8 protein-coding genes are annotated in these 11,988 nt (G+C 63.1%); 5 read left to right on the top strand and 3 right to left on the bottom strand.

Annotation, left to right across the window (positions count from 1 at the left end; translation table 11 throughout):
* The first annotated feature begins 15 nt into the window (after positions 1–15).
* Positions 16–336, top strand: a complete 321-nt coding sequence (locus tag ACZ0AJ_RS07225) for a DUF2288 domain-containing protein (protein ID WP_332533648.1) — start codon at positions 16–18, stop codon at positions 334–336.
* A 44-nt stretch (positions 337–380) separates the two neighbouring features.
* Here the strand turns inward: ACZ0AJ_RS07225 and ACZ0AJ_RS07220 are convergent, their stop codons facing one another.
* Positions 381–2,402: a bifunctional 2',3'-cyclic-nucleotide 2'-phosphodiesterase/3'-nucleotidase gene (locus ACZ0AJ_RS07220; RefSeq protein WP_499453512.1), complete on the bottom strand. Its 2,022-nt coding sequence runs from the start codon at positions 2,400–2,402 to the stop codon at positions 381–383.
* A gap of 133 nt (positions 2,403–2,535) precedes the next feature.
* On the opposite strand from ACZ0AJ_RS07220, the gene prfB reads away from it, so the two are divergent.
* From prfB to lysS, 3 genes are all read left to right on the top strand, one after another.
* Positions 2,536–3,640 (top strand): peptide chain release factor 2 gene (gene prfB, locus ACZ0AJ_RS07215; protein WP_258837984.1). Its coding sequence is split into 2 segments (ribosomal slippage): positions 2,536–2,616 and positions 2,618–3,640, totalling 1,104 coding nucleotides; the frame shifts between segments, so codons are not numbered across the junction.
* 13 nt (positions 3,641–3,653) lie between these two features.
* Complete coding sequence (locus ACZ0AJ_RS07210; RefSeq protein ID WP_499454359.1) at positions 3,654–4,325, top strand: HAD family hydrolase; 672 nt, start codon at positions 3,654–3,656, stop codon at positions 4,323–4,325.
* Between the two features lie 52 nt (positions 4,326–4,377).
* Entirely contained in the window at positions 4,378–5,913 is a 1,536-nt protein-coding gene (gene lysS / locus ACZ0AJ_RS07205; RefSeq protein WP_499453508.1) for a lysine--tRNA ligase, read from the top strand.
* 233 nt (positions 5,914–6,146) lie between these two features.
* Here the strand turns inward: lysS and ppnN are convergent, their stop codons facing one another.
* Complete coding sequence (gene ppnN / locus ACZ0AJ_RS07200) at positions 6,147–7,568, bottom strand: nucleotide 5'-monophosphate nucleosidase PpnN (protein ID WP_499453507.1); 1,422 nt, start codon at positions 7,566–7,568, stop codon at positions 6,147–6,149.
* 260 nt (positions 7,569–7,828) lie between these two features.
* Here ppnN and ACZ0AJ_RS07195 point away from each other — a divergent pair, with 260 nt between their 5' ends.
* A complete protein-coding gene (locus ACZ0AJ_RS07195) occupies positions 7,829–9,334 on the top strand; it encodes a peptide MFS transporter (RefSeq protein ID WP_499453506.1) in 1,506 nt (501 codons plus the stop codon).
* Between the two features lie 308 nt (positions 9,335–9,642).
* Here ACZ0AJ_RS07195 and ACZ0AJ_RS07190 read toward each other — a convergent pair whose 3' ends face one another.
* Positions 9,643–11,895 (bottom strand): OPT family oligopeptide transporter, encoded by a 2,253-nt coding sequence (locus ACZ0AJ_RS07190; protein ID WP_499453504.1) that lies wholly within the window; start codon positions 11,893–11,895, stop codon positions 9,643–9,645.
* Between the last annotated feature and the right edge of the window lie 93 nt (positions 11,896–11,988).

Genomic DNA, 11,988 nt, shown 5'->3' with positions numbered 1-11,988 from the left:
CAGATCACCATGCACATGAAGACCAAACCCGAGAACGACACCGAACTGCACGACAAGATCAACCGCGAGACCGGCCGCGTCGCATGGAGCGAGCTGCAACGCCACTTTGCCAGCGGCAGCGTGGTGTGGGTCTCCAGCACGCTCGACCTGATCGATGTCGCACTGCGCATCGCGCACGACGACCGTGACAGCATCACACGCTGGATGGGCGATGGCCAGGTGGCCAAGGTCAGCGACGAGCAGGCGCAAGCCTGGCTGGCAACGGATGCGACGCTGTGGGCGTCGGTGGTGAGCCCGTTCGTGCTGGTGCAGGACGAGAAAAAGCCGGTGCACTAAAAAAATGCCGGCCCCAGGGCCGGCATTCATCGCAATCGAATCGCTTACTTCGACAGATCGACCGCGTACAGCGCGGTCCCCTTGCCGCTGCCATCATCGGCCTTCACCTGGCTGACATTGCCCAGCCCCGCTTCGCGTGCCAGCCCTTCCAGGCCTGGCGCCGAATGAAACACCACCTGCCCCTTCGTCTCGACGCGCGCAAAACGCCAGCTGCGCGCCGCGCCATGCGATGCGCGCGTCAGCTCCTTGGCTGCGCGGATATGCGCAATGAGGATATCGCGGTTGTTGTCGGGCGACGCGATGACGACATTGCTGCCGTCGAGCCCCGGGAAGCCGCCACCGCCACTGGCGCGGTAGTTGTTCGTCGCGACCAGGAACGCCTGCGTCGGCGCCACCGGCTTGCCAAGATACGTCAGGTTCACGATGCGCTCACCGGGCTTCTTGGTCACGTCGATCTCGTAGCTGACATCCTTCGACGTGATCGTGTCGAAGTTAAAGCTCGGGAAGCGCGTGTTGACCAGCTCCTGCGGCGCGCTCACTGCCGGGTCGATCGTGTTGAAGCGCTGCGCCGCCGTCTCCAGCCACGCCTTCAGCCCTTCGCCATCGACCTTGACGGCATACAGCGAATTCGGAAACAGATACAAATCCGCCGCGTTGTTCAGCGCCAGGTCGCCAGCTGGGACGTCGGTGTAATCCGTCACGCTCGGAAAGCCCGCCTTGAACGGCGCCGACACCGACAGCACCGGCAAACTGGCGTACTGCGGCAGGTTGGTCTTGACGTAGTTGCTCACGTACTCGGCCTGCGCGCGGTTGACGACTTCGAGCGCCGACGGATCGCCCACGTCCGCGAAATAACTCGTCATGCGAAACGCCGAGCGCCCCACGGGCGTCTTCACGTACGCGATCGTCGCTTCGTGCTCGGCGCGCACCAGGGCGGCTACCTCGGCGTCCGGTTCGACGAAGGTCTTGGGTCCCGTCTGCGTGGCGCGCGCCTGCACGACGGTCTTGTCCTTGTCGACCGACCAGGTCTTGCCGTTGTAGGCCAGGTGCAGCTGGACCACGCCCAGGTGCTTGCCCCACTGGCTCGGCATCACGGTCGGCACGCCGTGCACCAGCCCGCGCGCCTTGTCCACGCCCGGCAGGTTGAATTGCGGGACCGTGCTGTCGGCATTCGGGAACAGCTGGTGCGCGTGCCCCATCAGCATGACGTCGATGCCCGGCACCTTGGCCAGGTGCCAGTTGGCGTTTTCCATGGCCGGCGAGTACGGCCCGTCATCCAGGCCGCCGTGCGACAGCGCCACGATCAGCTGCGCGCCTTTTTTGCGCATCTCGGGGATGTATTTTTCGGCCGTTTCGCGCACGCCGGCGGTGACCACGCGGCCTTCCAGCCAGCGCTTGTCCCACGCCATGATGTCCGGCGGCGTGAAGCCGATGATGCCGACCTTTACCAGCGTCTCGACCGGCTTGCCATCGGGGCCGCGCGCTGTGATCTTCTTGTCGATGATGCGGTATGGCGCGAATAGCGGCGCTTTCGTCTGCAGGCTGTTCACGTTGGCCAGCACGATCGGGAACGCCGGGCCGGCGCAGCGCGCGCCCTTGTCGACGCCCTTGACCTGGAACTGGCTGCCCGTGATCCGGTTCAGGAACGGCAGGCCGTAGTTGAATTCGTGGTTGCCGACCGTGCCGCCTTCGTAGCCCAGCGCATTCATGATCTTGTAGATGCCCAGCACCTCGTTGCAGGCGGGCGGCTTGACCAGCGCCTGGTAATCGGCGAACGCGGTGCCCTGGATCGTGTCGCCATTGTCGAGCAACAGCGTGTTGGCGAATTCCTTGCGCGCCGCCTTGATCAGCGTGGCGGTACGGTCGACGCCGATCGACGGCTCGGCGGCCAGTTTGTAATAGTCATAGCCGACGACGTTGGCGTGCAGGTCGGAGGTTTCCAGCACGGCCAGTACGGCGGTGGCGCCAGCGGGCGCTTTGGCCGCATAGACGGGAGCATTGAACAGCAATGGAGTGAAGGTGGCGACGAGCGTGGTGCTGATCTGGTGACGCAGGGAGCGGTTCATGGGGAATCCGGGTAACAAGACCGCGCGATGGTACCCCTTGCCCCGCCGCCGGGCAAGCCATACAGCCGCATTGGCGCCTGGTGTCGGGTATAATCCCCGGTTCGATTCAACCCACATTGAGACTGCCGATATCATGGAAGCCGAACGCATCAACGCCATTTCCGCCCTGCTGAACGACCTGACGGGTCGTGAGGCCGAACTTCGGAGGTATCTTTGACTTCGATAAGAAGTCAGAGAAACTAGAACAGGTCAACCAGGAGCTGGAAGACCCGGCGATCTGGAACGACCAGAAGCGCGCCCAGGAAATGGGCAAAGAGAAGAAGGCGCTCGAGGGCGTCGTGCTGACGCTCGAAAAAGCCAAGGCCGATCTCGCCGACGCCCTGGACCTGTTCCAGATGGCGCGCGAAGAAGGCGACGAAGACACGATGGAAGCCGTCGCGGGCGACGTCGAGGCGATCCAGAAGATCATCGAAGCCATGGAATTTCGCCGGATGTTCTCCAATCCGATGGACCACGCGAGCTGCTTCATCGACATCCAGGCCGGCGCCGGCGGCACCGAGGCGCAGGACTGGGCCTCGATGCTGCTGCGTCAATACCTGCGCTACTGCGAACGTAAGGGCTTCAAGGCCGAGATCCTCGAGCAGTCCGACGGCGAAGTCGCGGGCATCAAGACCGCTACCATCAAGGTCGACGGCGAATACGCGTACGGCCACCTGCGTACCGAAACCGGCGTGCACCGCCTCGTGCGCAAGTCGCCATTCGACTCGGCCAACGGCCGCCACACGTCGTTCACGTCGCTGTTCGTGTATCCGGAAGTCGACGATTCGATCGAGATCGAAATCAACCCGGCCGATGTGCGCATCGATACCTACCGCGCGTCCGGCGCCGGTGGTCAGCACATCAACAAGACCGACTCCGCAGTGCGCCTGACGCACGGCCCGTCGGGCATCGTGGTCCAGTGCCAGAACGACCGCTCGCAGCACCGCAACAAGGCCGAAGCCTGGGACATGCTGCGCGCCAAGCTGTACGAGCTCGAACTGCGCAACCGCATGAGCGAGCAGCAGAAGCTCGAAGACTCCAAGACCGACGTTGGCTGGGGCCATCAGATCCGCTCGTACGTGCTGGACCAGTCGCGCATCAAGGATTTGCGTACCGGTTTCGAGACCGGCAACACCAAGAACGTCCTGGATGGCGACCTCGATGATTTCATTTCGGCGTCCCTGAAGCAAAACGTATAAAGGCTTACCCCGCATGACGACACCCGCCCGCGCCCTGATCTTCGACATGGATGGCACCATCGTCGACAATATGGACTTCCACACCCGTGCGTGGATCACGTTCTTTGCGCGGCGGGGCCAAACCATCGAGCCCGATGCGTTCTTTCGCGACACAGCCGGCCGTCAGGGCAAGGAAATCCTGCGCCACTATCTGGGCGCAGATCTGGACGACGATGCGCTGGCCACGCTGAACCACGAAAAAGAAGTCCTGTACCGCGAGCTGTATGGCCCGCACCGGCGCACGATCGACGGCTTTGACGCCTTCATCGACCGCGCGCGCGAACAGGGCTGGGCCCTGGCGGTGGCCACGTCGGCCTCGCCAGGCAGCGCAAGTTTCATCCTCGACGAGATGGACCTGCACAGCAAGTTCGACGCCGTCGTTGTCGGTACCGTGGACGTCCCGCGCGGCAAACCGCACCCGGACGTGTTCCTCAAGGCCGCCGACCGCTGCAGCGTACTGCCGGCGCACTGCATCGTGTTCGAAGACGCGCCGCTGGGCGTGGAAGCGGCGCGTCGCGCCGGCATGCGCGCCGTGGTGCTGACCACCACGCTGCCAGCCGGGGCGTTTGCCGAATTCGACAACGTCATCGCGATCGTCGACGACTTCACGCAGCTGGACGTTGAAGCGCTGCTGTCGCTGTCTTAATTACTGCGCGCCGTAACGGCGGCATGCTCAACCAATATCAACAACCACCACTATGACCACCGAGAACCAAGAACAGGCACCGTTGCAAGGCGCCGACGAAAACAAGATCATGGCCGAGCGCCGCGTCAAGCTGGCGGCGATCCGCGAAAAAGGCGTCGCGTTCCCGAACGACTTCGTCCCCCAGCACAAGGCGGCCGACCTGGTCCAGGCGTATGGCGAAAAAACGCGCGAAGAACTCGAAGCCGAGCCGGTTCCGGTGGTGCTGGCCGGTCGCATGATGCTGCGCCGCGAAGCGGGCAAGAAGGCGGCGTTCGCGACGCTGCAGGACAGCTCGGGCCCGTCGGCCAGCGGCCGTATCCAGATCTACATCACGCTCGACAGCGCCGGCGAAGCCGCGATGGACGAATTGCGCAGCTATGATCTGGGCGACATTCTGGGTGTCGAAGGCACGCTGTTCAAGACCAAGGTCGACGAACTCACGGTGAAAGTCAGCCAGCTGCGCCTGATCACCAAGGCGATCCGCCCGCTGCCGGACAAGTTCCACGGCCTGGCCGACCAGGAAACGAAGTACCGCCAGCGTTACGTCGACCTGATCATGAACGAGGACACGCGCCGCACGTTCAAGGCGCGCACCGCCGCGATGTCGTCGATGCGCCGCTTCATGGAAGAAAACGGCTTCATGGAAGTCGAAACGCCGATGCTGCACCCGATCCCGGGTGGCGCCGCGGCCAAGCCGTTCGTCACGCACCACAATGCGCTGGACATGGAAATGTACCTGCGCATCGCACCGGAGCTGTACCTCAAGCGCCTGGTGGTCGGCGGGTTCGATCGCGTGTTCGAAGTGAACCGCAACTTCCGCAACGAAGGCGTCTCGGTCCGTCACAACCCTGAATTCACGATGATGGAATTCTATGCGGCGTACACCGACTACAAGTGGATCATGAACTTCACCGAACAGGTGATCCGCCAGGCCGCAGTCGATGCGCATGGCAGCGCCGTGCTGTCGTACGGTGGCCGTGAGCTGGACCTGTCCAAGCCGTTCCAGCGCCTGACGATCATCGAGGCGATCGACAAGTACGCGCCGGGCTACACGCCGGAGCAGCTGAACGACGCCGAGTTCATCAAGACCGAACTGAAGAAGTTTGGCGTGAAGCCATTCGCCACCGCCGGCCTGGGCGCGCTGCAACTGGCGCTGTTCGAAGAAACCGCCGAAGCGCAGCTGTGGGAGCCGACCTTCATCGTCGACTACCCGGCCGAAGTCTCGCCACTGGCGCGCGCATCGGACACCCGTGCCGGCGTGACCGAGCGTTTTGAATTGTTCATGGTCGGCCGCGAGATCGCCAACGGCTTCTCGGAGCTGAACGATCCGGAAGATCAGGCAGCGCGCTTCCTGGCGCAGGTCGAAGCCAAGGATGCAGGTGATGAAGAGGCGATGTTCTACGACGCCGACTACATCCGCGCGCTGGAATACGGCATGCCGCCGGCAGGTGGTTGCGGCATCGGCATCGACCGCCTGATGATGCTGATTACCGATTCGCCGAACATCCGCGACGTGCTGCTGTTCCCGCACCTGCGCAAGGAAGACTGAGTGTCGGGGTGTTGACGCTTGCATGAAAAAGGCCGCCTTCGGGCGGCCTTTTTTATTGTCCGCCGTGACCAGCGAACACTACCAGGCGCCTTGCACACGTCATTCCCGCGAAGGCGGGAATCCAAGGATGCCTGTTTGGCCGCTAACAATGAGCATGGTGGCGGCGCGACGCACTTGGGTTCCCGCCTTCGCGGGAACGACGTGCAAGGTTGCGCGGGCCGGTGGGATCAGGTCTATTGCACGATGGTGTAGCACGGCGTGTACGCCTTGCCCGGTAACTTCATGCGGCTTTGTTCGACGAACGACGCCAGCAGCGCATCCATCGGCCCCATGATCGCGGCCTCGCCACGGATCTCGTACTTGCCGAATTGATCGATCGCGCGGATCCCCTCTTCCTTCACGTTCCCGGCCACGACGCCCGAAAACGCCCGGCGCAAGTTTGCTGCCAGCAGGTGCGTCGGGATGCCCCGGTGCAGGTCGAGGTTGCGCATGTTCTCGTGCGTCGGGCGGAACGGCTTCTGGAATTCGTGATCGATCTTCAGGCGCCAGTTGTAATAGTAGGCATCGCTGTGCGCCTTGCGGAAGGCCCGCACTTCGCTGATGCCCTTGACCATCGCCACCGCCACCGCATCCGGATCGTCGATGATGATCTGGTAGCGCTTCTGCGCCGCCTCGCCCAGCGTCAGCGCCAGGAAGGCATCGATCTGCGTGAAGTAGTCGCGCGACGATGCCGGGCCGGTGAAGATCAGCGGGAACGGGATCTCGGCGTTATCGGGATGCAGCAGGATACCGAGGATGTACAGGATTTCTTCGGCCGTGCCCGCGCCGCCCGGGAACACGACGATGCCGTGGCCGGTGCGCACGAAGGCTTCGAGGCGCTTTTCGATATCCGGCATGATCACCAGGTCGTTGACGATCGGGTTCGGGGATTCGGCCGCGATGATGCCCGGCTCCGAGATGCCCAGATACCGCCCGCCCGACAGGCGCTGTTTCGAGTGGCCGATCGTGGCGCCCTTCATCGGCCCCTTCATCGCGCCCGGGCCGCAGCCGGTGCAGATATCGAGTTCGCGCAGGCCCAGCGCGTAGCCGACCTTCTTCGTGTAGTTGTACTCGATACGCGAGATCGAGTGGCCGCCCCAGCACACGACCAGGTTCGGATTGCGCTGCGCCTGCAGCACGTTGGCGTTGCGCAGGATGTGGAAGACGGCGTCGGTGATGCCGTCAGTGCGGGTCAGGTCGAACTTGGGGTTGTCGGTGACGTCGAAATTGACAAACACGATGTCGCGCAGTACGGCGAACAGGTGCTCGTGAATCCCGCGAATCATCTTGCCATCGACGAACGCGCTGGCCGGCGCGCCGCGAATATCGAGCTTGATGCCGCGCTCGCGCTGCAGGATGCTGATGTCAAAGCTCGCGTACCGCTCGAGCAGTTCCTTGCCGTCGTCGATGTCGCTGCCGCTATTGAGTACTGCAAGCGCACATTTGCGAAACACGTCGTACAGGCCGGTGCGGCCGGTGTCGAGCAGCTTGCTGACTTCGGATTTGGACAGCACTTCGAGCTGGCCTTCCGGCGAAATCAGCGTATCGACGACTTGCCGGCTTTCAGGGGACAGCTCGGTATCTACTACGGGTAATTCACTTGCTGCTTGCGTCATGGTCTGATGTCCTCGTTCGATTCTGTGATACGGACTGCCAATAATCTGACCGTCCTGTACAGCAATATACGCCAATCCGATGGCGCATGCGCGCCCCAAAACAGGGTGCAGTGCACCATGTTCGGGACCCGTTGGCGCACCGGCAAAAAAGCTTCGTATGATGCAGGATATGCACTAGAATGCGTGCCTATTGGAACGTTCGCCCGTCGAATAGCGCCATATAACAATTACCTTGTCATTACATTTTCGGGAGGAACCGCATGAGCGGTGCAGCTACTACCCCAGCTCGGGGACCTCTTCCAGAGTTCAAGCAGATCATGGGCCATCCAGCACCGCTGTGGATGTTGTTCATGACGGAATTCTGGGAGCGCTTCGCTTTCTATGGCATTCGTTGGGCACTCGTCCTCTACATCGTCGGCCAGTTCTATGCCGGTGACGCGGCAGGCCAGGCCAGTGCCAACCTCACCTACGGTTCCTACCTCGCGCTGGTGTATGCCGGCGCCGTCTTCGGCGGCTACGTGGCCGACCGCGTCATCGGTTATCAACGCTCGATCCTGGTTGGCGCCATCTTCATGGCGGCCGGCCTGTTCATGATTTCGATTCCGAACCAGGACGTGTTCAAGCTGGGTCTGGCCACCATCATCGTCGGTAACGGCATGTTCAAGCCGAACATCTCGGCCATGGTCGGCCAGCTGTACGCGCTGAACGACACGCGTCGCGATTCCGGCTTCACCATCTTCTACATGGGCATCAACGTCGGCGCATTCTTTGCACCGATCCTGACCCAGCTGCTGGCTGAAAAAGTGTTCGGCACCGCCGCCATGCCAGCGTACAAGATCGTGTTCCTGGCCTCGGGCATCGGCATGCTGATCTCGCTGGTCTGGTTCTTCATCGGCCGCAAGACGCTCCAGGGCATCGGCGCACCGGTCGGTGAACTGGCCAGCCCAAAGCGCCTGGCCGTCGTCATCGTCGGTTCGCTGATCGTGATCCCGATCGTCTACATGCTGCTGCAAGCGGGCGCCGCCAACCTGCAGATCCTGCTGACGGTCCTGTTCATCGGCCTGGCCGCGATGCTGATCATCGAAGGTATCCGCGAAGGCAAAGTCGCCCGCGACAAGACCTGGGCGATGATGATCATCTTCTTCTTCAACGTCCTGTTCTGGTGCTTCTTCGAGCAGGCCGGCAGCTCGTTCACCTTCCTGGCCGATAACATCGTCGACCGCGATCTGAACGGCTGGACCTTCCCTGTCGCCTGGTTCCAGTCGGTGAACTCGGTGGCCATCATCGTCTTCGCACCGATCATCGCCGCCGTCTGGGTCTGGCTGGGCAAGCGCAACGCCAACCCATCTATCCCGCGCAAGTTCGGCCTGGGCCTGATCTTCAACGGCATCGCGTTCGGCCTGCTGGTCTACGCCCTGTCGCAGCTGATCGACGGTAACGGCAAGATCCCGTTCTGGACGCTGTTCGCGGTCTACGTGATCCAGTCGGTCGGTGAGCTGTGCCTGTCGCCAATCGGCCTGTCGATGGTCACCAAGCTGGCCCCTACCCGCCTCGTCGGCCTGGGCATGGGCGGCTGGTTCCTGTCGACCGGTATCGGCAACAACCTGTCGGGCATCTTCGCCTCGCATGTCTCCGGTGAAACCGGCATGACGGTGGCATCGGCACTCGACGGCTACAACTTCGGCCTGATGTCTCTGCTGGGCGGCGGCATCCTGCTGGTGCTGCTGGCACCGGTGATCCAGAAGCTGATGCACGGCGTGAAGTAACAGCGCGCTACGCACCAACAAAAACGGCGGCCTGCGGGCCGCCGTTTTTGTTTTTCATCGTTGGGGTGGACGGGCAAAAGCCGGGGTCAGGTCTGACATTCGGACACGATCTCGACAGTCGGGTACTCGGGTAGCCGGAATTACTTGGCACAGAGCCGTGCTAATACTGGGCAAGATACGGTTGGAAGTGGCTAAGGCTGAGATCGTGTCCGAATGTCAGACCTGACCCCAGCTGTACCATTCACATCAAGGCGGCGTCGTGATGCGATGTTGGACTCGTGAACGCGTGGACGGCAGAGCCGTCCACCCTACCGTACGGCTTTTTCACGCGCTACCCAGAACAGCAGGCCTACGATTACCGCATATGGCAGCATGCTCAGCACGTTCGCGCTGGCGCCGGCGAAGAACGGGTTGTAGGCTTCGGCCCAGCGCGCAGCCGCAGCGTCGAAGTCCGTCAGCACGCCCGCTGTGATCGCGATGATGATCCCGGCCAGCGCGCCGCCGGCGATATAGCCCGATGCCAGCAGCACGCCCGAGCTGCGGTCGTTTGCGGCCTGGCGTTCTTCTTCGTTCAGGCCCACGTTCTGCGGCAGCTTGTTGTTGCGGCGGTCTGCCAGCCAGCGCACCGTGCCGCCAATGGCGATCGGCAGCGTCGCCACCAGAGGCAGGTAGACGCCCACCGAAAACGCCAGCGACGCGATCCCCGCCATTTCCAGCACGATCGCGATCATCACGCCGAACAGCACCAGCGTCCACGGCAGCTCGCGGTCCAGAATGCCCTTGATGATGTACGACATCAGCACGGCTTTCGGCGCATCGTATTTCTTCACTTCGGTGCCGTCGGGGCGCGTCTTGTGGTGGCCGTTGATGCCCGGGTCGACCAGGTACACGGCCTTGCCTGCGTTATCGACGAAGTACTTGCCGGCCGGGCCGCCGACCGTGTCGGTCTTGTGCCAGACTTTGTAGGTGTTCTTGTCGGTATCGGCCTGCGGGCCGTGCAGCGTGCCGGTGTCCGTCAGCTTCGACGCGTCGACCGTCAGTCCAGGGGCAACCTGCGCTGCCGGCACGTAGACGGTGCCAGCGTCGTTCAGCTTGAGCAGCACCGGTCCCAGGATCAGCGCCGACGCAAACGCGCCGCACAGGATCGCGTACTGCTGCATGCGCGGTGTGGAGCCGACCAGGTAGCCGGTCTTCAGATCCTGCGACGTCGTGCCGGCATTGCTGGCGGCGATGCAGACGATCGCGCCGACCGACAGCGCGGTCACGTAGTACTGGCCGCCCGTCCAGCCCATCAGCAGAAAGATCAGGCAGGTAAACAGCAGCGTGGCCACGGCCATGCCGGAGATCGGATTGGACGACGACCCGATCTCGCCCACGAGCCGTGACGACACGGTCGCGAACAGAAAGCCAAATACCAGGATCAGCACCGCGCCAAGCACATTCATGTGCAGCGGCGTGGCCAGCGAAATGACGGCGACGATCGCGAGGCAACCGATGACGACCCACTTCATCGGGATGTCGCGGTCGGTGCGCAAGGACGTATCAACTGAGGCGTTGCGACTGTTCTTCATGCCGGCCAGGCCGCCGCGCAAGCCGTTCCAGATCGTCGGCAGCGAGCGCGCCAGCGAGATCAGGCCACCCGTGGCGACAGCGCCGGCGCCGATGTAGAGAATATAGGCGCTGCGGATATCGTCGCCCGTCATGTCGCGGATCGGGATCGTGCCGGGCGAGAGTGGCGTGCTGGCCAGCTCGCCGAAGAACTTGATCATCGGGACCAGCATCAGCGACGCCAGCACGCCGCCGGCGGCCATCGTGAACGCGATGCGCGGCCCGATGATGTAGCCCACGCCCACCAGCTCGGGCGAGATCTCGGCGCCGATGCTGCCCGTCTTGAGCGGGGCGCCGAACTCGAAGTTGACCGTGTCGCGCCAGCCCTTGAACGACACGCTGAGCGTCTTGTACAGGATGCCGATGCCAAAGCCCCCAAAAATCAGCAGCGCGCGGCGCTTGGCGATGCGCACCGCGTCACTGCCGGCGATGCGCACTTCGCCCGCCGCGTCGCGCGAGACGTCGGTCGCCGCGGCCTTGAGCACTTCGGCGCAGGCCGTGCCTTCCGGGTATTTCAGTTCGCGGTGCTGGTCGACGATCAGCGTGCGGCGCAGCGGGATCATCATCAGGATGCCCAGCAGGCCACCGAGCACGCCCACCAGCAGCACGCGCGAGATTTCCAGGTCGAAGCCCAGGATCAGGATCGCCGGCATCGTCACGCCCAGACCGAAGGCCAGCGATTCGCCGGCCGAGCCGGCCGTCTGCGCGATGCTGTTTTCGAGGATCGTCGATTCGCGCGCGCCGAGCTGCTTCGCCACGCCGAACAGCGTGATGGCGATGACCGCCACCGGGATCGAGGCGCTGACGGTCAGGCCGACCTTCAGCACCAAATACAGCGACGACGCGCCGAAGATCATGCCGAGAATGACGCCCATGATCAGGGCGCGTGGCGTCATTTCCGCCAGCTGGGCATGGGCGGGAATATAGGGTTTGAAGCTTGAATCGGGCGGCATGGTGTCCTTGGTTGCGGGCGTAGCTCGCCGCTGCGGACGAACCGAAAGCAGGAATATCGCACATGCACGTACGGAAAGAAAGCGCGCGCTGAA

This window comes from Telluria sp. AC161 (assembly GCF_979258535.1).
This window is presented reverse-complemented; position numbering and strand designations above follow the sequence as displayed.

Excerpts from the sequence above, each read along its gene's own strand:
- ACZ0AJ_RS07225 (WP_332533648.1), top strand. The coding sequence starts at position 16 with ATGAAGACCAAACCCGAGAACGACACCGAACTGCACGACAAGATCAAC.
- ACZ0AJ_RS07220 (WP_499453512.1), bottom strand. The coding sequence starts at position 2,402 with ATGAACCGCTCCCTGCGTCACCAGATCAGCACCACGCTCGTCGCCACC.
- ACZ0AJ_RS07210 (WP_499454359.1), top strand. The coding sequence starts at position 3,654 with ATGACGACACCCGCCCGCGCCCTGATCTTCGACATGGATGGCACCATC.
- lysS (WP_499453508.1), top strand. The coding sequence starts at position 4,378 with ATGACCACCGAGAACCAAGAACAGGCACCGTTGCAAGGCGCCGACGAA.
- ppnN (WP_499453507.1), bottom strand. The coding sequence starts at position 7,568 with ATGACGCAAGCAGCAAGTGAATTACCCGTAGTAGATACCGAGCTGTCC.
- ACZ0AJ_RS07195 (WP_499453506.1), top strand. The coding sequence starts at position 7,829 with ATGAGCGGTGCAGCTACTACCCCAGCTCGGGGACCTCTTCCAGAGTTC.
- ACZ0AJ_RS07190 (WP_499453504.1), bottom strand. The coding sequence starts at position 11,895 with ATGCCGCCCGATTCAAGCTTCAAACCCTATATTCCCGCCCATGCCCAG.